General features: G+C 73.3%; 22 protein-coding genes. 12 read left to right on the forward strand and 10 right to left on the reverse strand.

Annotation, left to right across the window (positions count from 1 at the left end; translation table 11 throughout):
- Window positions 1-338: 338 nt before the first annotated feature.
- Both B7R87_RS28490 and B7R87_RS28495 read right to left on the reverse strand, forming a co-directional pair.
- Window positions 339-1007, reverse strand: coding sequence for a DedA family protein (locus B7R87_RS28490; protein ID WP_006345557.1), 669 nt, complete (start codon window positions 1005-1007; stop codon window positions 339-341).
- Complete coding sequence (locus B7R87_RS28495; RefSeq protein WP_006345556.1) at window positions 1004-1774, reverse strand: MBL fold metallo-hydrolase; 771 nt, start codon at window positions 1772-1774, stop codon at window positions 1004-1006. The genes B7R87_RS28490 and B7R87_RS28495 overlap by 4 nt, the downstream gene beginning before the upstream one ends.
- Before the next feature lie 360 nt (window positions 1775-2134).
- Here B7R87_RS28495 and B7R87_RS28500 point away from each other — a divergent pair, with 360 nt between their 5' ends.
- From B7R87_RS28500 to B7R87_RS28515, 4 genes are all read left to right on the forward strand, one after another.
- Window positions 2135-4291, forward strand: coding sequence for a phage holin family protein (locus tag B7R87_RS28500; protein WP_130584722.1), 2157 nt, complete (start codon window positions 2135-2137; stop codon window positions 4289-4291).
- Window positions 4292-4881: 590 nt separating this feature from the next.
- Window positions 4882-5241 carry a hypothetical protein gene (locus B7R87_RS28505; RefSeq protein ID WP_157997811.1) on the forward strand — a complete coding sequence of 120 codons (360 nt, stop codon included), beginning with the start codon at window positions 4882-4884 and terminating at the stop codon, window positions 5239-5241.
- A gap of 118 nt (window positions 5242-5359) precedes the next feature.
- Entirely contained in the window at window positions 5360-5554 is a 195-nt protein-coding gene (locus tag B7R87_RS28510; RefSeq protein ID WP_130584724.1) for a hypothetical protein, read from the forward strand.
- Window positions 5555-5768: 214 nt separating this feature from the next.
- Window positions 5769-6194 carry a hypothetical protein gene (locus tag B7R87_RS28515; protein ID WP_006345552.1) on the forward strand — a complete coding sequence of 142 codons (426 nt, stop codon included), beginning with the start codon at window positions 5769-5771 and terminating at the stop codon, window positions 6192-6194.
- 81 nt (window positions 6195-6275) lie between these two features.
- On the opposite strand, the gene B7R87_RS28520 is transcribed toward B7R87_RS28515, so the two are convergent.
- Together B7R87_RS28520 and B7R87_RS28525 are read right to left on the reverse strand one after the other, a co-directional pair.
- A complete protein-coding gene (locus tag B7R87_RS28520; RefSeq protein ID WP_040913376.1) occupies window positions 6276-7082 on the reverse strand; it encodes a helix-turn-helix domain-containing protein in 807 nt (268 codons plus the stop codon).
- Window positions 7083-7158: 76 nt separating this feature from the next.
- On the reverse strand, window positions 7159-7767 hold the full coding sequence (locus tag B7R87_RS28525; protein WP_040913379.1) for a hypothetical protein: 609 nt from the start codon (window positions 7765-7767) through the stop codon (window positions 7159-7161).
- A 385-nt stretch (window positions 7768-8152) separates the two neighbouring features.
- Here B7R87_RS28525 and B7R87_RS28530 point away from each other — a divergent pair, with 385 nt between their 5' ends.
- Complete coding sequence (locus tag B7R87_RS28530) at window positions 8153-9715, forward strand: ATP-dependent DNA ligase (protein WP_130584725.1); 1563 nt, start codon at window positions 8153-8155, stop codon at window positions 9713-9715.
- Between the two features lie 16 nt (window positions 9716-9731).
- On the opposite strand, the gene B7R87_RS28535 is transcribed toward B7R87_RS28530, so the two are convergent.
- Window positions 9732-10646 carry a Rossmann-fold NAD(P)-binding domain-containing protein gene (locus B7R87_RS28535; protein ID WP_006345547.1) on the reverse strand — a complete coding sequence of 305 codons (915 nt, stop codon included), beginning with the start codon at window positions 10644-10646 and terminating at the stop codon, window positions 9732-9734.
- Between the two features lie 81 nt (window positions 10647-10727).
- On the opposite strand from B7R87_RS28535, the gene B7R87_RS28540 reads away from it, so the two are divergent.
- Together B7R87_RS28540 and B7R87_RS28545 are read left to right on the forward strand one after the other, a co-directional pair.
- Window positions 10728-11756: an AraC family transcriptional regulator gene (locus B7R87_RS28540; RefSeq protein WP_006345546.1), complete on the forward strand. Its 1029-nt coding sequence runs from the start codon at window positions 10728-10730 to the stop codon at window positions 11754-11756.
- Window positions 11757-11782: 26 nt separating this feature from the next.
- Window positions 11783-12691 carry a class I SAM-dependent methyltransferase gene (locus B7R87_RS28545; RefSeq protein ID WP_040913368.1) on the forward strand — a complete coding sequence of 303 codons (909 nt, stop codon included), beginning with the start codon at window positions 11783-11785 and terminating at the stop codon, window positions 12689-12691.
- A gap of 48 nt (window positions 12692-12739) precedes the next feature.
- Here the strand turns inward: B7R87_RS28545 and B7R87_RS28550 are convergent, their stop codons facing one another.
- The 5 genes from B7R87_RS28550 to fdhD all read right to left on the reverse strand — a co-directional run bounded on the left by B7R87_RS28550 (window position 12740) and on the right by fdhD (window position 18538).
- Complete coding sequence (locus B7R87_RS28550) at window positions 12740-13195, reverse strand: RICIN domain-containing protein (RefSeq protein ID WP_006345544.1); 456 nt, start codon at window positions 13193-13195, stop codon at window positions 12740-12742.
- Window positions 13196-13351: 156 nt separating this feature from the next.
- On the reverse strand, window positions 13352-14179 hold the full coding sequence (locus B7R87_RS28555) for an aldo/keto reductase (RefSeq protein ID WP_006345543.1): 828 nt from the start codon (window positions 14177-14179) through the stop codon (window positions 13352-13354).
- A 167-nt stretch (window positions 14180-14346) separates the two neighbouring features.
- Window positions 14347-15396 carry an LLM class flavin-dependent oxidoreductase gene (locus tag B7R87_RS28560; RefSeq protein ID WP_040913362.1) on the reverse strand — a complete coding sequence of 350 codons (1050 nt, stop codon included), beginning with the start codon at window positions 15394-15396 and terminating at the stop codon, window positions 14347-14349.
- A gap of 90 nt (window positions 15397-15486) precedes the next feature.
- Window positions 15487-17310 carry an AMP-dependent synthetase/ligase gene (locus B7R87_RS28565; protein WP_006345541.1) on the reverse strand — a complete coding sequence of 608 codons (1824 nt, stop codon included), beginning with the start codon at window positions 17308-17310 and terminating at the stop codon, window positions 15487-15489.
- 343 nt (window positions 17311-17653) lie between these two features.
- Complete coding sequence (gene fdhD, locus B7R87_RS28570; protein ID WP_006345540.1) at window positions 17654-18538, reverse strand: formate dehydrogenase accessory sulfurtransferase FdhD; 885 nt, start codon at window positions 18536-18538, stop codon at window positions 17654-17656.
- Between the two features lie 339 nt (window positions 18539-18877).
- On the opposite strand from fdhD, the gene B7R87_RS28575 reads away from it, so the two are divergent.
- From B7R87_RS28575 to B7R87_RS28595, 5 genes are all read left to right on the forward strand, one after another.
- Window positions 18878-19840, forward strand: a complete 963-nt coding sequence (locus B7R87_RS28575; protein WP_006345539.1) for a beta-ketoacyl-ACP synthase III — start codon at window positions 18878-18880, stop codon at window positions 19838-19840.
- A 74-nt stretch (window positions 19841-19914) separates the two neighbouring features.
- Window positions 19915-20397, forward strand: coding sequence for an NUDIX domain-containing protein (locus B7R87_RS28580; RefSeq protein WP_006345538.1), 483 nt, complete (start codon window positions 19915-19917; stop codon window positions 20395-20397).
- Window positions 20398-20602: 205 nt separating this feature from the next.
- Window positions 20603-21784: an ROK family transcriptional regulator gene (locus B7R87_RS28585; RefSeq protein ID WP_006345537.1), complete on the forward strand. Its 1182-nt coding sequence runs from the start codon at window positions 20603-20605 to the stop codon at window positions 21782-21784.
- Window positions 21785-22318: 534 nt separating this feature from the next.
- Entirely contained in the window at window positions 22319-23842 is a 1524-nt protein-coding gene (locus B7R87_RS28590; protein ID WP_040913358.1) for a sugar ABC transporter ATP-binding protein, read from the forward strand.
- Complete coding sequence (locus B7R87_RS28595; RefSeq protein ID WP_006345535.1) at window positions 23839-24879, forward strand: ABC transporter permease; 1041 nt, start codon at window positions 23839-23841, stop codon at window positions 24877-24879. Before B7R87_RS28590 ends, B7R87_RS28595 begins: the two co-directional genes overlap by 4 nt.
- Window positions 24880-24943 lie beyond the last annotated feature (64 nt).

Genomic DNA, 24943 nt, shown 5'->3' on the forward strand with positions numbered 1-24943 from the left:
CGTGCGTGATGTGCGCCGATGCGCCTGGCTGCGGAGGGCCGTGCCCGCGGGGGCTTGTGCCCGGGACGACCATCGCCCGGTGCGGCGGCTTGTGCTCGGGAGGGCCTGAGCCTGGGACGGTGGCTCGCGCCCGGGGGCCCGCTGGGCTACCGCCCAAGCGACCGCCACCGCGCCCGGAGGGCTGCGGGGAGTACTCCCGTGGTCCGGCAACGCGGCATGGGGGCACCCCCTGGGGTCCGCCCGGGGGTGACCCCCGGGCCCCGGGCCCAGGGGGTGCCGCGCCGGGCGTCGTGGGCCGGGAACCTTTCCGGTCACCGCACTTGTCCGCCCCCGGCGGACTACGCGGTTCCGCCCGCCGAGTCCGGCCTGCCGTGCCGCAGCCTGCGCCAGAGCGCCGGTGCCCCGCTGACCACGATCGTCAGCCCCACCGCGAGCACCACGCCCTGCCAGGGCTCGTCGAAGAGGGAACCGCCGAGGATGCCGATGAGCCCGTACGTCGCCGCCCAGGCCAGACACGCCGGAACATCGCCGCGGACGAAGGACCGCAGCGGCATCCGCGCCAGCAGACACGCCAGCATCACCGGGATCCGGCCCGCGGGCACCAGCCGGGACAGCACCAGGACCGCCACACCGTGCTCGTCCAGCTTCTCCTGGGCCAGGGCGAGGCGCTCCGGCGCCGCCCGGGACTGCAGCTCGGCCAGCCAGCGCGAACCGTTGCGGGAACGCACCCCGCGCTGCCCCAGCCAGTACAGCGAGACATCACCGAGAAACGCGGCCAGCGACGCCACCGCGAAGACGTACAGCAGGGCCAGCGGATCGGTCTGGTGGAAGGCGACGACCGCCGCCGAGCTGACCACCGCACCCGTCGGCACCACGGGCACCAGCGCGCCCAGGGTCACCAGCAGAAACAGGGACGGATAGCCGACGGCCTGCTGGGTGGACTCGGGAGGCAGCTGCGCCAACGCGTCCGAAACCGGCCCGAACAGCTCCGACAGGAGTGAACTCACTGCCCGGCCCCCGGTCTGAACCGCTCACCGTGGCCGAGCGTGCGCACCGAGACGGCGGGCGCGAGCCGGGCCGCGTGACGGACGAACTCGTCCCCGGGGGAGTGGAACTCGTGCGGACGGACGTGGTCGAGGCCGATCGGCCAGTACGTGCCGTAGTGGACGGGCACGGCGGCGCGCGGGCCGAGCACGGCCAGCGCCTGGGCGGCACGGCCCGCGTCGAGGTGGCCGTGGCCGAGGAACGGCCCCCAGCCGCCGACCGGCAGCAGGGCGACGTCGACCGGCCCGACCTCCTCGGCCATGGTGTCGAAGAGCCCGGTATCGCCCGCGAAGTAGGTGCGCGCGGCGCCCTCGACGACGAAACCGAGCGCGGGGGAGCGGCGCGGGCCGACGGGCAGCCGGCGGCCGTCGTGGAGCGCCGGAACGGCCCGTACGGTCAGATCGCCGACGGTCGTCTCGTCACCGGGGACGACCTCCGTGATCCGCAGCCCGAGACGGGTGAGCGCGGGAACGGCCCGGGTCGCTCCGTACGGCACCACCAGCAGGGTGCCGGGTGCCAGCCGGGCCAGGGAGGGCAGGTGGAGGTGGTCGGAGTGCAGGTGCGAGACGAGGACGGCGTCCGCGACGGCGGCCTCGGGCGGCGGTACGGCTCCGCGCCGGCGGCGCAGATGCGCGAGCCGGCGTACGAACAGGGGATCGGTCAGCACCCGCGTACCGGAATCCTCGACGGTGCAGGTGGCATGGCCCCACCAGGTGACCTCGACCGCCACACGCCCCCTCCTTCCCGGCCCTGCCGGCCGAACCGAGGCTCCCGGGCCCGCCCGCTCCGTGCGTTCTGTGCGTTCTGCCTGCGCCCGGCGGCGCATCGGCTGCCCGGCCGCCCTGCTACCGGGCCTCGGCGCCCACATTACTGCCGTTGTACGGGTGTCCGGCGCGGGTGTCCGGTGTGATCTTCTGCCCGCCCGGCCGGTTATCCACAGGGTGGACGGGGCCGGGCCCGGGGCTGTGCCAGTCTGGAGACCCGGCGCGGGAGCCGGTGCGGGGCCGGACGTCCGCCGGATGCGGACGTTCCCTCGCCGGGATCTACGGACAGCACAGCACAGCACGTACGAGTACGGGGTGAGCAGGGCGTGACCGAAGGCCGATGGCACAGGGCGGGCGGCGCTCTGCTGAGGGTGATCGTGGTGTGGGCGGTGTCCACGCTGACGATGCTGGCGCTCGCCGGGGCGCTGCCCGACTTCCGGCTCCAGTCGCCGGACGGCGACAGCCTGACCCGGACGGCGCTCACCGCCGCCTGGGGCGCGGGCGCCTTCGGGCTGCTGTCGGCGCTGGTGTGGCCGCTGCTGGTGCGGGCGCTGCTGCTGGTCCCGGCGCTCGTCCTCGGTCTGCTGGTCTTCTTCCTCAACGGATCACTGCTGCTGCTCGCACTGCGGTTCGTCCCGGACGGCCGGGGCGCGCTGGGCCCGGAGACCGCCGTCGTCGTCGCCGCGGTGATGTCCGCCGTCGCGTCGGCGACGTCCACCGCCCTCGCCGTCCGCGACGACAACGCCTACCGCCGACGGCTGTCCCGGCTGGCGACCCGTCGCAGACGCCGCGGCGGAGACGTCTGCGACGACTGCCACGGCACGGTGTTCCTCCAGCTCGACGGAGTCGGCCACGAGGTGCTGCTGCGCGCCGCCAAGGACGGGCTGATGCCGACGGTCGCGAGCTGGCTCGGCAGCAGCCACCGGATCACCCCCTGGCGCACCGACTGGTCCAGCCAGACCGGCGCCAGCCAGCTCGGCATCCTCCACGGCTCCACCTTCGACGTCCCCGCCTTCCGCTGGTACGAGAAGGACACCGGCCGGCTGATGGTGAGCAACCGCCCCGCCGGTGCGGTCGAGCTCCAGCGCCGCGCCGTCGAGCGGACCGGCGACGCCGGGCTGCTGGTCCGGGACGGCGCGAGCCGGGGCAATCTCTTCAGCGGCGGTGCGGACCAGGTCGCCCTGGTGCTCTCCGTCGCCGTGCGGCGCGGCCGGGCCAACCGCTCCCGCGCCGGGTACTTCGCCTACTTCTCCGACCCGGCGAACGCCGTGCGCACCGCCGTGTCGTTCGTCGCCGAGGTCGGCCGGGAGCTCGGCCAGTCCGTCCGGGCCCGACTGCGGGACGATGGTCCGCGGGTGCGGCGCGGCGGCCTCTACCCCCTGATCCGCGCCTTCGCCACGGTCGTGGAGCGGGACGTGGTGGTCGCGGCGGTCATCGGCGACATGCTCGCCGGACGGACCGCGGTCTACGCCGATCTCGTCGCCTACGACGAGGTGGCCCACCACTCGGGGCCGCACAGCCGGGACGCGGCGCAGGTGCTGGAGCGGCTCGACCGCTCCCTGGCGCTGATCGCCAAGGCCGCCGAGCACGCCCCCCGGCCGTACCACCTCGTCCTGCTCTCGGACCACGGCCAGAGCCCGGGTGAAACCTTCGAAGGGGCCTACGGGCTCACGCTGAAGGACCTGGTGCGGGCCGGATGCGGGCTGCCCGTGCCGCGGAAGGCCGAGCGGTCCAGCAGCGGGGCCGAGGCCCGGGAGGCGGCCCGGCTGGCACTGCTCACCGCGCTGCACCGCGACCCGGCGGACGGCCCGGAGGAGCCGCCCGCGCCGGGCGCCGAGCCGATGGTCCTGGCCTCGGGGAATCTGGGGCTGGTCTCCTTCTGCGATCTGCCGGAGCGGCTCAGCAAGGAGCAGATCGACGCCCGTCACCCGGCGCTGCTGAGCACCCTCGCCAACCATCCGGGCATCGGGTTCCTGCTGGTACGCAGCGAGGAGCACGGCTCGGTCGTCCTCGGCCCGGCCGGGGCGGAGATCCCGGTCGCCGAACTCACCGACGACGGCCCGCTGGCGCCGTTCGGGCGGGGCGCCGCCGACGCCGTGCGGCGTACGGACACCTTCCCGCACGTCGCCGACATCATGATCAACTCCATGTGCGACAGCGGCACCGGCCGGGTGCACGCCTTCGAGGAGCAGATCGGTTCCCACGGCGGGCTCGGGGGAGAGCAGTCCCAGCCGTTCCTGCTGTCGCCGCTGGAGCTGTCGCCGCCCGTGGCGGACGGCACCGAACTGGTGGGGGCGGAGCGGGTGCACCGGGTGCTTCGCCGATGGCTGCGGGAGTGCGAGAGGCCGCGGATACCGGCGGCCGAGGAAGCGGCCCCGGGCGCGGCGAACCGGGACCGGACCGCCGAGGGCACGCCGGGGGCGCCGGAGGTCCTGGGCGCCCAGGACGCCCCGGGCGACACCGGCGCGGCGGCCCGCGGCTAGGGAGTTTCTTTCGGATCGGGCCGGATCGGTGAGTGGGGGCACGCCCCTGGGCTACCGCCCGGGGGACCCCCACCCACGCCGCCAGGCGTAGGGGGAGGGTCTGGTGCGTTCGATCGCAAGGCGGAGGATGAGGGTCCCCCGGGCTGCGGGCCCAGGGGGGGGCGAGTCCACGCGGTGGGGGTACGCCCCCTGGGCTTCGCCGGGGGTGCCCTCACCCGGGCCGCCGGGCCCAGGGGGCCGTCGGCGACCGACGGCAACGCGGCGTGGGGGAACGCCCCCTGGGCTACCGCCCGGGAGAACCCCCACCCGTGCCCGAAGGGCACAGGGGGAGGGCGTGGCCGGGGGCACCCCCCAGCGGTAGCCGGGGGAGGCGTGCGAGCCCGGCAAGATCCGAAAGAGACGACCTGGGTTCCGCTGTCGTACCTTGCGGGCTCGTGTGCCCCCCTGGTTACCGCCGGGGGCTCCTGGGCATCGCGCTCGCAGGGGGAATCGGGCTAATCCGCGTCCCCCGGGAGAGGGGATCCTGACGGGCTGCTGCCGTGTCGGGGCGGATTGCGGGGACTGGATGCATGTCCAGGAGGTCGCGCCCCATGAACCAGCCGCCGGTCGCCCCGCACCGCCGTTCCGGCCGTGCCCCCGTCCGGCGAGGGCTGCTGGCCGTAGTGGCGCTCCTCGCGCTGGTGGGGCTCTCCCTGGGCGCGGGCGCCCAGCCGGCCGAGGCCGCGGAGGTACGCACCCCGGTCTCCTTCACGGGAGACGCCGCGCCGGAGGGGCAGTTCGAAGAGGCCGTCGGGGCGACCGCCCCGGTCTCCCGTGCCCGGTCCGCCGCCCGGCCGCCCGGCCGTTGCCCCGCGACACCCGCGACAGGGCAGGCCCCGGCCCCGGGGAGGGCACTGCCCCCGGCCCCCCGGCCGCCCGCCGTACTCCGGTGCGTGGTGCTGCGCTGCTGACGGTGCCGCGCGGCCAGGCCCGGTGGGTCCGGCCGCGTCAGCGGACCGCAGACCGCCGCTCCGGCCCCCACCGAAGGGCCGCGGCGCGTCCCCCTTCCCACACCCGAGGTGCACCGTCATGCCCATCGACCCCTTCGCCGCCCTGAACGCCATGCTGCGCGCCGACGCCGCGCGGGCCGCCGACTTCGCCGAGAAGCGGGCCGGCTCGCAGAAGCAGCAGCCCGCCGACGACAGCGGCAAGCGCGACGAACCGGAACCCCGGTCCGAACCCGGCCCCGCCCTGGCCCGCGGCCGCGACAACGGTAGGTCCTGACCCCGGGGCCGGCCGGGGCCCGCCCCCGGCCGGCCCGCGGCGGCCCGGACACGACCCGGCGACCACCCCGGTGGCATTACCTCCTGCGTAATCGACCCGGTCGGGCCCCCGGCGGCAGTCTTCTCCTACCGGAACCGGGCGGCGCACTCCGCCCGGGCGCCGGGAGAAGAAACCCGGCCCGATGGCCGTCCGCCGCTGATGGAGGCTGATCCCCATGACCGCAACCGCTCTGCTCGCCGGCCTCGCCCGCACCGAGAACACCACCGCAATGCTCCGCCGGTTCCTCGCCGCCGACGCCGTCGTCACCGGCGCCAACGGGCTGGTCTACGTGGCTGCTTCGGGCCCGGTGGGGCGGCTGCTCGGCGTCGACAGCGGCCTGCTGCTGGGGCTCGGCATCTTCCTCGTCGCCTATGCCGTCGGCGTCGCGCTCATCGGCTCCCGGCCGCAGCCCGCCCCGGCCGCCGTGAAGGCCGTCGTCGACGCCAACATCGTCTGGGCCGTCGTCAGCCTGCTCTCGGTCGTCCTCTGGTTCGACCCCACCGCCGCCGGAGCCGTGTGGATCCCGATGCAGGCCATGACGGTCGCCGGGTTCGCCGCCGTCCAGTGGTCCGCCCTCCGGTCCGGCGTCGCCCACCGCTGAAGTACCGGCCCCCGGGCCGCCGTTCCACCCCCCACCCCCCGCTGCCCGGTTCCGGATCAGGAACCGGGCAGCGGCGCGTGCTCAGACCAGCGACCGGAGGTAGGCGACCGTCTCCGGATCGGCCGGAAGGAACGTTTCGATCGCCAGCTCCGACACGGTCACGTCCATGGGCGTGTTGAACGTGGAGATCGACGAGACCAGGGACAGGACATGCCCCTCGTGCTCGATGACCATCGGCAGCGCGAAGTACGGGTACGGGGGCTGCTCCTCGGCCTCCGCCCCGTCCCCCGGGCCCTCGGGCACCGGATAGGCGGACACCTCCTCGTACAGCTTCCGCAGTTCCTCCGAGCGGACCAGCGCGAGCTGCCGCTCCATCTGGTGGCGCAGATGGTGCCGCCACTCCCGCAGATTGCGGATCCGCGGCGCGAGCCCCTCCGGATGCAGGGTGATGCGCATCCCGTTCAGCGGCGGTGCCAGCAGATGGGGCGCGATCCCTTCGAGCAGCCGGGTCATGCCGAGATTCGCCGCGACGACGTTGTACAGACCGTCGACGACCACCGCCGGATAGGGGTCGTAGCCGTGCAGAAGCTGCTGGATGCCCTCCATCAGCGCCCCCATCGACGGATCGTCGAGGGACGTCTCCGGGAAGCGGGGCGCGTAGCCGCCCGCCAGCAGCAGCGCGTTCTGTTCCCTGACGGGGACGTCGAGGTGCTCGGCGAGCCGGAGGATCATCTCCTCGCTGGGGCGGGAGCGCCCGGTCTCGATGAAGCTGATGTGACGGGCCGAGGAATCGGCGCGCAGGGCCAGGTCGAGCTGGCTCACCCCGCGGCGCTCACGCCATCCGCGGAGCAGCGGACCGACACCCGGGGCAGTCACGAGAGTTGTCATAGCCGAGACGGTAATACGCCTCGCGGGGCGGGCGCCGCCGCACCTGGGGCGGGAGGCCCGAGGCCGACCGGCCGGGTCAGTGGGGCCGATGGTGTCCGAGGGAGGTCCGGATCCGTTCGGCAAGGCCGGTACCCGGGGCCGCCGGACGTGTTCCGTCCAGCCATCCGCGCAGATGGGAGCCGAGTTCCAGACCGAAGGTCTCCGCCTCGGACTCCTCCCGCTGCCGGAAGTCGGTCCGCGCGGCCAGACTCTGCACGGCGGAGTGCGCGACGCCCGCGCCCGCCGGGACGTCAGCGGTCACCGGAAGGCGGGCGGGAACGGTGACCACCCCTCCGGCCCGCACCTGCGGCCTGCCGGGATCCGGATCCGGATCCCGGAGCGGTCCGGACGCAGGTTCGGCCGGATGCCGCACACCGTGCCCGGCCATCATGTGCCAGACCTCGTGACCGAATATCACCAGCTGATGAAGCGGATGGGTGTTCGTCTGGACGCAGATGACGTCCCGGTCGCCCAGGTCGAGATAGAGCCCGCTCGCCGTACCCGGCGGGAACTCCACCAGCCGCAGCACCACCGGCCGTCCCCGGCGCTCGCCCAGCCGGTCGCAGAGGGCGTCGAACAGCTCCTCGGCCCCTTCGGGGCGGGCCCGTTCGAGGGTACGGGCCAGATCGTCACGGAGCTCACGCATCGCACTCCGGGTGCTCTTGCTGCCCACGGGGCTCCCTCCGCTCGACGACCGTGGCGATCGGCGGCGGCCCTCGGCGCGGTCCGCCGGGTCCGCCGGGGTTCCGGCAGCACACCGTACCCACGGTTTCGCACACACGTACCGGATCCCGGGCGGGTTGCAAATTTTTTGGACAAGGTTCTTGCACAATCTGCCAGGTCAACACCGGAGAGTCGGCCGGGGAAACGGATCGTGGCCCACAGCCCACAGCCCACAGCCCACAGCCCACAGCCCGCAGCCCGCAGCCCGCGCCCGCCGCACCCGGCGGACCGGACGCATCCCCACCGCAGTCCACCCACAGGAGTCGGCCCCGGGTGCGCGCCCGCCCGCCCCGGGGCACGATGACCGCATGCTGCTGGCACGGCTCGCCGAAGCGTCTCGGGCGGTGGCCGACGCCTCCGCGCGGTCACGGAAGACCGCCCTGCTCGCCGAGGTGTTCGCGGAGACCGAACCCGCCGAGGCCGCCCTGGTCATCGCCTATCTGTCCGGACGGCTGCCCCAGGGCCGGATCGGAGTCGGCTGGAACGCCCTCAAGGCCCCGCCGCCGCCCGCCGCGGCCCCGGCTCTGACGGTCACGGCCACCGACCGGGCACTGACCGCGCTCGCCGCCGTCGCCGGACCCGGTTCGCGGGCCGCCCGCGCCCGGGCCCTCGACGCCCTGCTGGGCGCCGCGACCGCCGCCGAACAGGCCTTCCTGACCGGGCTGCTCCTCGGGGAGGTCCGGCAGGGCGCGCTGGACGCGATCGCCCTGGAGGCGGTCGCCCGGACCACCGGGGCCGAGCCCGGCGCCGTCCGCCGGGCCGTGATGCTCGACGGCTCGCTGCCGCGGGTCGCCGCCGCGCTGCTCTCCGACGGACCCGCCGCGCTGGGCCGGTTCGGGCTGCGCGTCGGCCGTCCGGTACTGCCGATGCTGGCGCACACCGCCGCCTCCGTGACCGAGGCCGTGACCGCCCTCGGCGCCCCCTGCGCGGTCGAGGAGAAGCTCGACGGCATCCGCGTCCAGGTGCACCGCGACGGCGACACGGTACGGGTCTTCACCCGCTCCCTGGACGACATCACCGACCGGCTGCCCGAGGTCGTCGCCGTGGCCCGGGCCGCGTCCGGCGACCGGTTCGTCCTCGACGGCGAAGTCATCGCCGTGGACGGGACCGGCCGCCCCGTGTCCTTCCAGCGGATCGCCTCCCGGGTCGGCTCCCGCGCCGATGTGACCGCGGCCCGGGCCGCGCTGCCGGTCACCCCGGTCTTCTTCGACGTCCTCGCCGCGGACGGCGAGGAGACCCTCGACCTCCCCGGGGCCGAACGCCACGCCGTACTCGCCGGGCTGCTCGCCGAACCGCTGCGGGTACGCCGCCTGGTGCTCCCCGACCCCGCCGACCCCGGCGGGCTCGCCGCCGCCGAGTCGTTCCTCGCGGACACGCTGGCCCGCGGCCACGAGGGCGTCCTGGTGAAGGCGCTCGACGCACCGTACGCCGCCGGACGGCGCGGCCGCTCCTGGCTCAAGGTGAAACCGGTCCACACCCTCGACCTGGTGGTCCTGGCGGCCGAACGGGGCCACGGCCGCCGCACCGGGCTGCTCTCCAACCTCCACCTCGGCGCCCGGGCCGACGACGGCACCTTCGTGATGCTCGGCAAGACCTTCAAGGGCCTCAGCGACGAAGTGCTGCGCCGGCAGACCCGGGAGCTCGGCGCCCTGGCGGTCGCGGACGACGGATTCACCGTACGGGTCAGGCCCGAGCTGGTCGTGGAGATCGCGTACGACGGCGTCCAGCGTTCGCCGCGCTACCCGGCCGGGGTCACGCTGCGGTTCGCCCGGGTCGTCCGCTACCGGCCCGACAAAACCGCGGCCGAAGCCGATACGGTCGCCCGGGTCCTCGACGAGTACCGCTCACGGAACCCCGGCGACACCCCCTGACCGGCCGCCGCCCCGCTCAGTTTCCGCCGCCCCACTCCCGCCGGGCGAACGCGGCGAAATCGCGCGGCTCCCGGCCCAGGACCTCCCGGACACCGTCCGTCGTGCTCGCGTTGTGCCCGTCCAGCAGCGTCCCGAACAGCTCGGTCAGCCAGGCCGCCTCCGCCGGCGGGAGTCCCGACGCCTCAAGACCCGCCCGGTACTCGTCCCCCGACACCGGGATATAGCGGATCTCGCGCCCGGCCGCCCGGGAGATCTCCGCGGCCGCCTCGGCGAAGGTGACCACCCGCGGACCGGTGATCTCGTAGGTGCGGCCCGCGTGCCGCTCGTCGGTGAGCGTGGCGACCAGCACGTCCGCGAGGTCCTCGGCGTCCACGAAGGGTTCCCCGGTGTCCCCGGCCGGGAAGGCGATCTCGCCCTGTTCCAGCCCCTCCCCGAGCCACCCCTCGCTGAAGTTCTGCGCGAAGAACGCCCCGCGGACCACCGTGACCGGTACGCCCGCGTCGGCGAGCGCGCCCTCCGAGAAGACCGCCTCCGGCTCGCCGCGTCCGGAGAGCAGCACCAGCCTGCGGACCCCGGCCGCGGCGGCCTCCCGTCCGAAGGCGCGCATCGCCGCGATCGCGCCGGGCGCCGCGAGATCGGGGAAGTAGTTCACATAGGCCAGGTCGGCGCCCTTGAGCGCGGGGGCCCAGGTGTCCGGGGCCTCCCAGTCGAAGACGGTCTCCCCGGTGCGCGAGCCCGCCCGGACCCGCAGGCCCGCCGCGGTCAGCCGCTCCACGACCCGCCGTCCGGTCTTCCCGGTCGCCGCCGTCACCAGCACGGTCACCGGCCCGGACCCCGCCGCGTGCTCGGCATCTGTTACGTCCTTCGTGTCCTTCGTGTCCTTCGTGTTCGCCGTGCCGGTCCGGTGTTCTGTCGCGTTCTGTTCCGTCATGCCTCAAGGTTCACAGCAGGGCGCTGGACTCTCCATGCGCCACAGGCTCAGCCCCATACGCGGTCGTCTACGCTGCACCGTATGGATGTACTCGGCGGTCTGCTCGACGGCCCCCGTGCCCGGGGCGCGTTCCTGCTGCGCATGGTGATGGAGCCGCCGTGGTCCGTCCGGGTCGAGGACCGGGCGCCCCTGTCCCTGATGTGCATGACCGAGGGCGAAGCGTGGCTCGTTCCCGACCGGGGGGAGCCGGTGCTGATGCGGCCCGGCGACGTCGCCATCGCCCGCGGCCCCGACCCGTACACCATCGCCGACGATCCCGGGAGCCCGCCGCAGGCACTGGTCGCCCCCGGCGGGATCTGCCGCACGCTGAACGGCGAACCGCTCGGGCAGTCGCTGCTCCACGGGGTACGGACCTGGGGCAACGACCCCGAGGGCTCGGTCGTGATGCAGGTCGGCACCTATCTGATGGAGGGCGAGGTCAGCGGGCGGCTGCTGGACGCACTCCCGCCGCTGGTGCACCTCCGCGCCGGGGAGTGGGCCTGCCCCCTGCTCCCGGTGCTGGAGGACGAGATCGCCAAGGACGAGCCGGGGCAGAGCGTGATGCTCGACCGCATCCTGGACCTGGTGCTGGTGGTGGCACTGCGCTCCTGGTTCTCCCGGCCCGAGTCCAGCGCCCCGGCCTGGTACCGGGCCATGGGCGATCCCGTCACCGGCCCCGTGCTCCGGCTGATGCAGGACGAACCCGCCCGCCCCTGGACCGTGGCGTCCCTCGCCGCCGGGGCGGGGGTGTCCCGCGCCGCGCTGGCCCGGCGCTTCCACGATCTGGTGGGGGAGCCCCCGATGGCGTACCTCACCCGCTGGCGGCTGGACCTCGCGGCCGATCTGCTCCGGGAGACGGACGCGACGGTCGAGTCGATCGCCCGCAGGGTCGGCTACAGCGGCGGTTTCGCGCTGAGCGCCGCCTTCAAACGCGTCCGGGGCATCAGCCCGCAGGAGCACCGCACCCGACGCGGCTACGAAGCCGACGCCCTCGCGGATACCGCCGGCGGTGCCGGTGCCGGTGCCGGTGCGCTCGCCGTTTTGCCGGAGCCGCAAGAAATCTCGCACTGACGGCCCCGCCGGGTCACCCTGTGGCCATGACCCGTCACCATGATCACCACGCTGCCCCCGCCGACCGTACCCACTCCCACTCCCACGGCGGCCACGAGATGGACTGGGAGCAGATGGCGCCCCTGCTGGAGCGCGGCGCCGAACTCCACAGCACCCTCTACCGCGACGCCGCGCACTGGCTCGCCGCGCAGATCCCGGCCGCCGCGGTCCGCCGGGTCCTGGACGTCGGCAGCGGCCCCGGAGTGCTCACGGTCCTGCTGGCCGAGGTGTTCCCGTACGCCGAAGTGGTCGCCGTCGACGCCACCCCCGAACTGCTCGACCGGGCCGCCGACCGGGCCGCTCGTGCGGGCCTCGGCGACCGGTTCCGGGCCGTGCGCGCCGAACTCCCCGGCGACCTCGGCGCCCTGGGCACCGCCGATCTGATCTGGGCGGGCGATGCGGTCCACCACATCGGAGACCAGCGCGCGATGCTCGACGGTCTGGCGGGGCTGCTGCGGCCCGGCGGGCTGCTCGCGCTCGTCGAGGGCGGACTGCCCACCCGCCATCTGCCGCGCGACATCGGCATCGGGCGGCCCGGTCTGGAAGCCCGTATCGACGCCGTGCAGAGCGACTGGTTCAGCCGGATGCGGGCCGAGCTGCCCGGCGCCAAGGAGGAGGTCGAGGACTGGCGGGCGCTGCTCACCGCGGCCGGACTGGCCGACACCGCCACCCGTTCGTTCCTCCTGGACCTGCCCGCTCCGCTGCCGGAAGCCGCCCGGGAGCATGTGACGGCGGTCTTCACCCGGCGCCGGGAGTCCGCCGACGGGCTGCTCGCGGACGACGACATCGCCGCACTCGACCGCCTCCTCGACCCGGCGGACCCGCAGTCGCTGGCCCGCCGCCCGGACCTCCATCTGCTCACCGCGCGCACCGTGCACACCGGCCGCCGCGCCTGAGCACCTCCCGGCCGGTCCGGCTCCGCCGGACCGGCCGGGACGGGCGCCTCAGCCGCAGGGCTCCAGCCGCCACTGCTGATGCGCCCCGTCCGTGTCCTCCCACTGCTGGACCCGGGCCCCCGGCTCCTTGCTGCCGTCGGCCACCTCCAGCAGCAGCCCGCTGACAAAGCTGACCACGGCATACGTACCGGGCGCGTCCACCAGCGATTCGATGACCCACTCCTGGGCGCCGAAGTTGTTGGGCCGCCACTGCTGGATACGGGCGCCGTTCTCGGTGGAGGCGTCGGCGACGTCCAGCCGTTTGCCGCTGGAGACGCTCACGAAGTGGTAGAGCCCGCTGCCGTTCGGCACCGGTTCGATCTGCCACTGCTGGACCGCCTCACCGGTCTCCCGCGCCTGCTGTACGACCGCGCCGCTGCTCTTGACGCCGCCGTACACCTCCAGGACCAGCCCACTGGCGATATTGCGCACCAGATAGCGGCCCGGTGTGAAAGCCCCGCTCACCGTTCCGTACTCCCCGTTCTCCTCGTACGCGGCGACGTTATCGGATCTCGAAGATCTCGAAGATCTCGTCGTCTGCGTCGCCTGTGTCGTCTGCGATCCGATGAACGATCGTACGAGAAGCCGGGCGCCCCGCCGGGCGCGCGCCCAGGGACCCCTTCAGCCGAAGTCCGCCGGGTCCGGGCCCAGCCGCCGCCCCTCGTCCAGCGCCGCGAAGGCCGCCAGATCGTCGGAGTCCAGTGCGAAGTCGAAGACGTCGATGTTCTCCCGGATCCGGGAGGGCGTCACGGACTTCGGGATGACGACGTTCCCCGACTGCAGATGCCAGCGGAGGACCACCTGCGCGGGCGTACGGTCGTGCTTGCGGGCCACCGCGGCCACCGTGGGCACCTCCAGCAGCCCCCGGCCCTGGCCCAGCGGGGACCAGGCCTCGGTGACGATGCCGTGCCGCCGGTGCGCGGCCCGCGACTCCGCCTGCTGGAACTGGGGGTGCAGTTCGATCTGGTTGACCGCGGGAACGACGGAAGTCTCCGCGGTGAGCCGGTCCAGATGCCCCGGCAGGAAGTTCGACACGCCGACGGCGCGGGCCCGGCCGTCGGACAGGATCTTCTCGAAGGCGCGCCAGGTGTCGACGTACAGGTCCCGCCGCGGTACGGGCCAGTGCATCAGATACAGGTCGACGTAGTCCGTGCCGAGGCGGGCGAGTGAGGCGTCGAAGGCGCGCAGCGCCTTGTCGTACCCGTGGTCGCTGTTCCACAGCTTGGTGGTGAGGAACAGCTCCTCGCGGGGGATGCCCGATGCGGCGACGGCCCGGCCGGTGCCGGTCTCGTTCTCGTACGCGGCGGCGGTGTCGATGCTGCGGTAGCCGGCCTCCAGGGCCGTGGAGACCGCCTGTACCGCCTCGTCGTCGGAGACCTGCCAGACGCCGAAGCCGAGCTGCGGCATGGCGACGCCGTTGTTGAGGGTGAGGGAGGGGACCTTGCTCACGGGGGATGCGTCCTTCTGTTCGGCAGCTGTACGGGGGCAGGCACCCGGGACGGCTCCCCGGTGCGCCGGGGCGCCGTCGGACGGACGCCTGCCTCCATGAAAAGCCGTCGGAACCGATCGGGCATCCCCGACCCCCCCGTGGCCGGGTCCGGCCCAAGACCCGCCGGTCAGGCGAACGCGGGCATGATCCTGTCGTGGATCAGCCGCAGCTGCTCCTGCGCCCCCGGCACCTGCGGCAGGTCCCGCTCGGTGAAGGCCTTCACCAGGGTCCGGTCCGTCACCCCGCAGATCAGGTGGTTGACCCCGGCCACCGCGATCTCGTCACGGATCTTCTCGACGCACTCCTCGGGCGTCCCCGACACCGACAGCCGCTCGGTGACCTCGGGCGTCGTCAGCTCGATGCCCCGGGCCAGATCGCCCGCCCGGACGGCGTCCACGACCGGCTTCACCTCCGCCGGGTCCACCCCGTTGCGCAGCAGCTGCTCGTCGGACATCGACGACGCGTAGATCCCGACCATGCTGCGGGCCGCCTCCCGGGCCGCAGCCGAGTCCTCCGCCGTGGCCAAGACCACCCAGGCCCCGATGTCCAGCGACTCCACGTCCTTGCCCGCCCGCTCGGCACCGATCCGCAGATGCCGGACCATGTACTCGTACGCCTCCCGCGTATAGCTCAGCGCATGGTGGCAGCCGTCCGAGAACTCCCCGGCCGCCTCGAAGGTGCGCGGCCCGCGCATCCCCCCGAGCTTCAGCGGCACCCGCTCCTGCACCGGCTTGGCGAAGGTGAACAGCCCGTCGTACGTGTAGAACTCGCCGTCGAAGGTGATGGCCCCCTCGTCCAGGAGGGTCCGCACCACATGCAGGGCCTCCTTGGTGCGGGAGAGCGGCTTCATCCCCGCGGGGTTGATCCGGTACTGCTCCAGCAGGCCCGTGTTCCCGCTGGACAGCACGGCTTCGGCCCGTCCGCCCGATACCTCGTCCAGGGTGGCCAGCGCCTGCGCCACATGCGTCGGCTCGCGCAGCAGCACCGGGGAGACGCTGGGGCCCAGCCTGATCGACCGGGTCCGGCTCGCCGCCGCGGCGAACAGCACCCACAGATCCTTGTGCCAGGTCTCGTCCGCCGCGTAACAGGCGTAGAACCCCAGCTCGTCCGCGAGTTCGATGGTCTCGATGGTCTCCGCGACAGGGTGGTCGGGGAGTAACGCGTAACTGAATTTCATGCGGGCATTGTGGGGCACAGGGGTCCCGCTGCCGCCCGCCACGGCGATTTCAGGACGGATTTCCCACCTGTCTCACCCGGCGCCCGGGCCTCACCGGTACAGCGCCTCCACCTCCGCCGCATAAGCCTCTTCGATCGCCCGCCGCTTCAGCTTCAGGGACGGGGTGAGCAGCCCGTGCTCCTCCGTGAAGGGATGCGCCAGTATCCGGAACGTACGGATCGACTCCGCCTGCGACACCTGCGCGTTCGCCTGCACCACCGCCCGCCGGATCTCCGTCTCCAGCTCCGGGTCGCGCACCAGCTCACCGGGTGCCAGCGCGGGCCGGCGGAGCATCGCCAGCCAGTGGTCCACCGCCTCCTGGTCCACGGTGACCAGAGCCGCCACGAACGGCCGGTCGTCGCCGACCACCAGACACTGCGCCACCAGCGGATGCGAACACACCCGCTGCTCCAGCGGCACCGGCGAGACGCTCTTTCCGCCGGAGGTCACCAGGACCTCCTTCTTCCGCCCCACGATGGTGAGATAGCCGTCCTCGTCCAGCGCGCCGAGATCGCCCGTGGCCAGCCAGCCGTCGTGGAGGACATCGGCGGTGGCCGCCGGGTCGGAGTGGTATCCGGCGAAGACCTGCGGTCCGTGCAGCCAGACCTCGCCGTCCTCCGCGATATGGACGGTCGTTCCCGGTACGGGCGGTCCGACCGTGCCGAACTTGGTCCGGCCGGGCGGATTACCGGTCGCCGCGCCCGCGGTCTCGGTCAGCCCGTACCCCTCCATGACGGTGATGCCCGCGCCCTCGAAGAAGAGCCCGAGCCGCCGGTCCATGGCCGAGCCGCCGGACATGGCGTGCCGCATCCGGCCCCCGAACAGCTCCCGTACCCGCGAGTAGACCGTCCGGTCGAACAACTGGTGCTGCACCCGCATCGCCGCCGACGGGCCCGGCCCCCGGCCGAACGCCCGCTGCTCCACCGCCTCCGCGTACCGTACGGCCGCCTCCGCCGCCTTCTCGAAGCTCCCCGCCTTGCCGTCCCGCTCCGCCGTCCGCCGCACCTCGGCGTAGATCTTCTCGAAGACGTACGGCACGGCCAGGACGAACGTGGGCCGGAAGGACGCCAGATCCGCCAGCAGCTCATCGCCCGCGACCGCGGGCTGGTGGGCGAGCCGCACCCCGCTCCGGACCGCCGCGATCTGCACCATCCGCCCGTACACATGCGCCAGCGGCAGGAACAGCAGTGTCGAAGCGTCCTCGCCGGGCCGGCCGCGCAGCGCCGCCTCCCAGTGCTCGTTCAGCGTGTCGCACTCGAACATCAGATGGGCATGGGTCAGGACGCAGCCCCGGGGGCGGCCCGAAGTGCCCGAGGTGTAGACGACGGTCGCCGTGGAATCGGGGGTCACGGCGCGCCGGTGCCGGTGCACCACCTCGTCGTCGATGCGCTCACCGGCCGCCATCAGACCGTCGACCGCGCCCGCGTCGAGCTGCCACAGGCGTTTGAGCAGCGGCAGCCCGCCGATCAGCGAGCCCACGGTCATGGCGTGGTCCTCGTGCTCCACCAGAGCGGCGGACACCTCGGCGTCCTGGAGCATCCAGAACACCTGCTCCCGCGAGGACGTCGGGTACACCGGGACGGAGTGGGCGCCGACCGTCCACAGGGCGAAGTCGAAGAGGGTCCACTCGTAGCGGGTACGGCACATCAGCGCGACCCGGTCGCCGAACCGGACCCCGTCGGCTATCAGGCCCTTGGCGAGGGCGAGGACCTCGTCCCGGAAGCGTGCCGAGGTCACCTCCTCCCAGTCGCCGCTCGCGCCTCTGCGGCTGAGGGCGACCCGTTCCGGGAACCGTCCGGCGCGGTGGAACACCGCGTCGGCCAGTCCGCCGACGAGAGGGGGCGCGTCCAGCGGGGGGACAGTGAACTCGCGCAATGGCCTGCTCCTTGTGGCGCTCCGCACAGCGCGCGCGACGCTACCCCACGGGGAAGCCCCGCGGGACACCGTTGCCGAACAATTGGAGGAATGGCCACGCAGGGCGATGAACAGCATCGCCACAGGTCAGAGGCGCCGAGGGGAGGAAATGCGGAGGCCGGCCCCCGGAACCGGGGCAGGGCGGGGGGCCCGTGGAGTCGGATCTCCATGAAATCCGACCCGTCAGGACACTTCTGTTTTGCCGAACTTTACCTCCCGTTGGGGCGCACAACGGCATATAAGACGGCGCGTGGAGCGGCGCGCACGCCCGGCGCGGGGGCGCTTCCGAGCGGAGTCCGTGGCCTCAGGCGTCCGCGCCGTCCGGCGCCGCGCTCTCGGCGACCGCGACCGGGAGCGCGCCCGCGACGGCGATGCGCTCCGCGCCCGCGTACACGTTCATGTTCGGGCCGCGCAGAAAACCCACCAGCGTCAGCCCCGACTCCGCCGCCAGGTCCACGGCGAGCGACGACGGCGCCGACACCGCCGCCAGCACCGGAATCCCCGCCATCACGGCCTTCTGGACCAGCTCGAAGGAGGCCCGGCCGGAGACCAGGAGCACGGCACGCGACAGCGGCAGACCGCCGTTCTGCACCGCCCGGCCGATCAGCTTGTCGACCGCGTTGTGCCGCCCCACGTCCTCCCGTACGTCCAGCAGCTCACCGCTCTCCGAGAAGAGGGCCGCCGCATGCAGTCCGCCGGTACGGTCGAACACCCGCTGCGCGGCCCGCAGCCGGTCCGGGAGCCCGGCGAGCAGCTCGGGCGTCAGCCGCAGCCCGGGGGAGTCGGCGACGGGGAAGCGGGTCCGGGTGCGTACGGCGTCCAGGCTGGCCTTGCCGCACAGCCCGCACGAGGACGTGGTGTACACCTTGCGCCGCAGATCGGTCTCGGGCTCGGGAACGCCCGGCGCGAGCTTCACATCGACCACGTTGTAGGTGTTCACGCCCTCGGCGGTCGCCCCCGCGCAGTACAGGATCTGCCGGATGTCGTCGGCCGCCCCGATCACTCCCTCGCTGACCAGGAAACCGGTGGCGAGGGCGAAGTCGTCGCCCGGGGTGCGCATGGTGATCGCCAGCGGTTCGCCGTTGAGCCGGATCTCCAGCGGTTCCTCGACGACCAGGGTGTCCGGGCGGTCGGACACCGCGCCGTCCCTGATCCGGAGGGTGCGGCGGCGCTCGGTCACCCGTCCCATCGGTGATCACATCCCGTTCTTCGGCTGCGCCGCCCGGTGGCGTACGGCCCGGTCGGGCCGTACGGCGGCGGACCCATTCTCCGGCACCGCCGACGGCTCGCCGTGCCGTTCCCCGCGCCCGTTCCGAGCCCGTTCCACGGCCGCCGGGAGGGCGTCGGAAGGGCGTCGGGAGGGCGTCCCACGCCTTCCCGGCGTACCCCCATGCCACACCGGCCCCCTCGGCTCCACCGGAAAGCTACAGAAAACAGGGGGCGAATCCTGTTGGGTCACCCGCCGTCGTACCAGGTGGTAGCCGCGAACACTGGGGAGTTCGTACGTCCGCGGAAAGGGAACCCGGCCATGATCGGATCGCGTATCACGTCACTGGGGCACTACCAGCCGGCGTCCGTCCTGACCAATGCGGACCTCGAAGCCCTGGTGGACACCAGCGACGAGTGGATCCGCTCCCGGGTCGGCATCCGTACCCGGCACCGGGCCGCCGCCGACGAGCCGGTGGACGAGCTGGCGGCGCACGCCGCGGCGAAGGCCCTCGCCGGAGCCGGGCTGACCCCCGGCGATATCGACCTCGTCCTGGTCGCGACCTCCACGGCGATCGACCGCTCCCCGAACACCGCGGCCCGGGTCGCGGCCCGGCTCGGCATGGGCTCGCCCGCCGTGATGGACCTCAATGTGGTCTGCGCCGGTTTCACCCACGCCCTGGCCACCGCCGACCACGCGGTCCGCGCCGGCTCGGCCCGCCGGGCCCTGGTCATCGGCGCCGACGAGATGACCGCGATCACGGACTGGACCGACCGCACGACCTGCGTGCTCACCGGCGACGGCGCGGGCGCGGCGGTCGTCGAGGCGGCCGAGTACGAGGGCCACGACGAGGCGTCGGCTCCCGGTATCGGGCCGGTGGTCTGGGGCTCGGTGCCCGAGATGGGCCATGCCGTACGGATCGAAGGCACGCCGCCCCGATTCGCCCAGGAGGGGCAGACCGTCTACCGCTGGGCCACCACCCAGCTCCCGCCCATCGCCCGCTCGGTCTGCGAGCGCGGCGGCGTGGACCCGGCCGATCTCGCGGCGGTCGTCCTCCACCAGGCCAATCTGCGGATCATCGAACCCCTGGCCCGGCGGATCGGCGCGGTGAACGCGGTGATCGCCCAGGACGTCGTCGAATCGGGCAACACCTCGGCCGCGTCGATCCCGATGGCGTTCTCCAAGCTCGTCGAGCGCGGCGAGATCCCGAAGGGCGCCCCGGTCCTCCTCTTCGGCTTCGGCGGCAACCTCTCGTACGCGGGCCAGATCGTCCGCTGCCCCTGAGCACGGGCCCGGCCCCCCGGGGCCGATTCGCCGGAGCGCATGCCGGACCCGGCCGGGCCCGGCACACTGGGCGCATGGCGGCGATTCGGAGCGCGGGGCTGGTGCTGTACCGCGAGCGCGACGGCGGGACCGAGGTCCTCATCGGGCATATGGGCGGTCCGCTCTGGGCGGGCAAGGACGAACACGCCTGGTCGTTCCCGAAGGGGCAGTACGGCGACGACGAGACGCCCGAGGCCGCGGCCAGGCGCGAGTTCGAGGAGGAGCTGGGGCTCGCCCCGCCGGAGGGGCCGTGGCAGCCCCTGGGCGAGGAGCGCCAGCCGAACGGGAAGCTCGTCACGCTCTGGGCACTCGCGGGTGATCTCGACCCCGGTCTGGTGGTCCCGGGGCTCTTCCGGATGGAGTGGCCCCCGCGCTCGGGCCGGATCCAGGAGTTCCCGGAAATCGACCGGGTGGCCTGGACGGACCTGCCGACGGCCCGACGGCTGCTGGTCAAGGGGCAGGTCGTATTCCTCGACAAGCTGGCCGCACTGACGGCCGACGGCGCGGACCGCACATAGGCCCGGTCACGGGCGGATCCCCTTCTTGTCGGCGATCGTCCTCGCACCACCCCATCTTTGTCCAGACTGTGGAAGAAGTTGTCATAGAACTCTGCGCAAGTTCTTCCCCCTCGGGGAAAGCGCTGCTACGTTCCCCTCGAAAGCCTGATCAGACACGAGGTGTCCCCACGCCGACGGCCGGGGGAGGGGAGGGGAAATGAGACGCATGACCGCTCGACCCGCGAACGCGCACCAGGCGCGGCTGCTCAAGCTGCTGCGTGACGGGGGACCCAGCTCCCGGGCCCAGCTCGGCGATCTCGTGGACCTCTCCCGTTCCAAACTGGCCGTCGAGGTCGACAAACTGCTGGAGACCGGGCTGGTCGTCGCGGACGGTCTGGCCGCGTCCCGCGGCGGGCGGCGCTCCCACAACATCCGGCTCGCCCCCGAACTCCGCTTCCTCGGCGTCGACATCGGCGCCACCTCCGTCGACGTCGCGGTCACCAACGCCGAACTGGAAGTGCTCGGACACCTCAACCACCCGATGGACGTCCGCGAAGGACCCGTCGCGGTCTTCGAGCAGGTCCTCGCGATGGCCGCCAAGCTGAAGGCGACCGGACTCGCCGAGGGCTTCGACGGCGCGGGCATCGGCGTCCCGGGCCCGGTCCGCTATCCCGAGGGCGTCCCGGTCGCCCCGCCGATCATGCCCGGCTGGGACGGCTTCCCGGTCCGGGAGGCGCTCAGCCAGGACCTCGGCTGTCCCGTCATGGTCGACAACGACGTGAATCTGATGGCCATGGGCGAACAGCACGCCGGAGTGGCCCGTTCGGTCGCGGACTTCCTCTGCGTCAAGATCGGTACGGGTATCGGCTGCGGCATCGTCGTCGGCAGCCAGGTCTACCGCGGTACGACCGGCAGCGCCGGGGACATCGGCCATATCCAGGTCGACCCCTACGGCCGGGCCTGCGCCTGCGGCAACAAGGGCTGTCTTGAGGCCCACTTCAGCGGGGCGGCACTGGCCCGTGACGCCGAGGAGGCGGCCCGGTCCGGACGCTCGCCCGAACTGGCCGAACGGCTCGCGGCGGCAGGCAGACTGACCGCCGCGGACGTCTCGGCCGCCGCGTCCGCCGGGGACACCGCCGCACTGGAACTGATCCGCGAAGGCGGAAACCGCGTCGGCCAGGTCGTCGCCGGTCTCGTCAGCTTCTTCAATCCGGGTCTGGTGGTGATCGGCGGCGGGGTCACCGGCCTCGGTCATACGCTGCTGGCCGCCGTCCGGACCCAGGTCTACCGCCAGTCGCTCCCGCTGGCCACCGGAAACCTGCCCATCGTCCTGGGCGAACTGGGCGCGGTCGCCGGGGTCATCGGCGCCGCCCGGCTCATCAGCGACCACCTGTTCTCGCCGGCCTGACAGAGCCGGCGGCACCACCGCACCACCGCACGCACCACCGAGCACCACCGCACCACTCGTAACAAGAAGACACGGCCGCACTGCCGAGTACCACCGGCACCATCCGGTACGAGGCAGGGCCGTACCGCCCGGCACCAACCGCACCAACCGCACCATCCGGCACGACGCACGACGCACGACGCACCGTTCCGTCACCCTCACCCACTCACCCTCACCCTCACCCACCGATCCGCCACACACCCCGCGCGCACCACCGGAACGCTCCGGCCGTGCCGTAGGTAACACGTGCCACCATGCGTACCACCACACGTGTCACCAGCCTTTCGACGCCCGGCACGGACCGCCGCGCGCCCCGTCTTCCGGCGCCGCGCCCACCCCGTTCACCAGCAGCACACCAGCAGCGCACACCATCAGCTCCCCCCACCCGTCACAGACGCCTGCCGTACCGCACCGCGCCTCCGCGCGCCCGCGGCCGAGTCCGCGGGCCCCGTCCGGCGTGCCGCCGGACGGCCGCACCCGCCGAGGGGAACAGCCATGGCACCAGAACCTCCCTTGCTCACCATGTCCGGCATCACCAAGTCGTTCCCCGGGGTCCGCGCGCTCGACGGCGTGGACCTGGAGGTCGCGGCCGGTGAGGTCCACTGCCTCCTCGGCCAGAACGGCGCGGGCAAGTCCACCCTGATCAAAGTGCTCGCCGGGGCCCACCAGCCCGACGACGGCACCATCACCTGGCGCGGCGAACCCGTCGCGCTGCGCTCTCCGATCGCCGCCATGCGGCTCGGTATCGCCACCATCTACCAGGAACTCGACCTGGTGGAGGGCCTGTCGGTGGCCGAGAACGTCCATCTCGGACACGAGCCCACCACCGCCGGGTTCGTCGTCCGCGCCGCCGCGGCCCGGTCCGCCACCGCCGCGCTGCTGCGGCGGCTCGGCCACCCCGAGATCGACCCGGCCCGGGCGGTCGGTGAACTCTCCGCCGCCCAGCAGCAGATCGTCTCCATGGCCCGGGCCCTCTCCCACGACGTACGGCTGATCGTGATGGACGAACCGTCGGCCGCCCTCGACCCGGACGAGGTCGACAACCTCTTCCGGATCGTCGCCGATCTGACCGGGGACGGGGTCGCCGTCGTCTATATCTCGCACCGGCTGGAGGAGATCCGCCGGATCGGGGACCGGGTCACCGTACTCAAGGACGGCCGGGCCGTGGCCCGCGGACTGCCCGCCGAGTCGACCCCGACGAACGAGGTCGTCTCCCTGATGACCGGCCGGAAGGTCGAGTACGTCTTCCCCGAGCGGCCCGCCGAACCCGCCCCGGCGTCCGGCGAACCGGTCCTGCGGGTGGAAGGGCTCACCCGCGCGGGCGAGTTCGCCCCCGTCGATCTGGAACTCCGCCCCGGGGAGATCGTCGGCCTCGCCGGGCTCGTCGGCTCCGGCCGCTCCGAGATCCTGGAGACGGTCTACGGGGCCCGCCGCCCCGACTCCGGCCGGGTGCTGGTCGAGGGCCGCCCGCTGCGGCCCGGCAGCGTCCGCGCCGCGGTCGCCGCCGGCATCGGGCTCGCCCCCGAGGAGCGCAAGGCGCAGGGCCTGCTGCTGACCGAATCCGTCACCCGTAACGTCTCGGTCTCCACGCTCTCCCGCTTCGCCCGCCTGGGCTGGATCGACCGGTCCGCCGAGCGCGCCGCGGCCCGCGCCGCGACCCGGGAGCTGTCCCTGCGCCCCGACAACCCAGACGCCGCCGTACGCACCCTCTCCGGCGGCAACCAGCAGAAGGCGGTCCTCGCCCGCTGGCTGCTGCGCGGCTGCAAGGTGCTGCTCCTGGACGAGCCCACCCGGGGCGTGGACGTCGGGGCCCGCGCGGAGCTGTACGCCGTGATCCGGCGGCTCGCCGACGAGGGGCTGGCCGTGCTCCTCGTCTCCAGTGAGGTGCCCGAGGTGCTGGGCCTCGCGGACCGGGTGCTGGTGCTGCGCGAGGGCAGCGTCGTGCACACGGCCGACGCCCGCGACCTCGACGAGCACCGCGTCCTCGACCTTGTGATGGAAGGGAACCCGACGGCATGACGCAGCCCGCATCCGCGGCGCGCCAGGACGCGCCCGGCCTGGTGAAGACACCGCCGCAGAAGGAACCGAAGGGGGCGGGCCCCGCCTTCGGGATGCGGCTCGACCTCCGCAATCTGTCGCTGCTCGGGGTGCTCGCCGCCCTGATCGTGGTCGGCGGCTTCACCAAACCGGACGAGTTCCTCGCCGTCAGCAATCTCCAGCTGGTCCTCACCCAGGCGTCGATCATCGGGGTCGTCACCGTCGGCATGACGTTCGTCATCACCAGCGGCGGTATCGACCTGTCGGTCGGCGCGATGGTGGCCCTGGCGTCCGTCTGGGCCACCACCCTCGCCACCCAGGAGTACGGCTTCGCGGGCATCCTCTTCACCGCGATCGTCGTCGGCGTCGGCTGCGGACTGGTCAACGGGGTGCTGATCGCCTACGGCGGACTCGTCCCCTTCATCGCGACCATCGCGATGCTCGCCTCCGCCCGCGGTCTCGCCCTCCAGATCACCGACGGCAAGACCCAGATCGTCACCGTCGACTCCGTCCTCGACCTCGGAGTCAAGGACGCCTACGTCCTGGGCATCCCCCCGCTGGTGCTGATCTTCGCCGCGGTCGTCGTCATCGGCTGGCTGGTGCTGAACCGCACCACCTTCGGCCGCCGCACCTTCGCCGTCGGCGGCAACCCGGAGGCGGCCCGGCTCGCCGGGATCGACGTCCGCCGCCAGCGCCTCTACCTCTACGTCCTCTCCGGACTCTGCTGCGGTATCGCCGCCTTCATGCTGGTCGTGCTCTCCGGCTCCGGCCAGAACACCAACGGCAATCTGTACGAGCTGGACGCGATCGCCGCTGCCATCATCGGCGGCACCCTGCTCAGCGGGGGCCGCGGCACCATCGTCGGCTCCGTCCTCGGAGTCCTGATCTTCACCACGATCACCAATATCTTCGCCCTCAACAACCTGGAGACCGCGGTCCAGCAGATCGCCAAGGGCGCGATCATCGTCGTCGCGGTCCTGGTGCAGCACCACACGCTGCGCCGCCGCGGGGAGACCTGACCGGCCCCGCCCGGCCCCGTAACCACCGACCCGCCCGTCCACCCTCACCACCCGCCGAGCCGAA

Source organism: Streptomyces tsukubensis (assembly GCF_003932715.1).
Classification (GTDB): Bacteria; Actinomycetota; Actinomycetes; order Streptomycetales; family Streptomycetaceae; genus Streptomyces; species Streptomyces tsukubensis.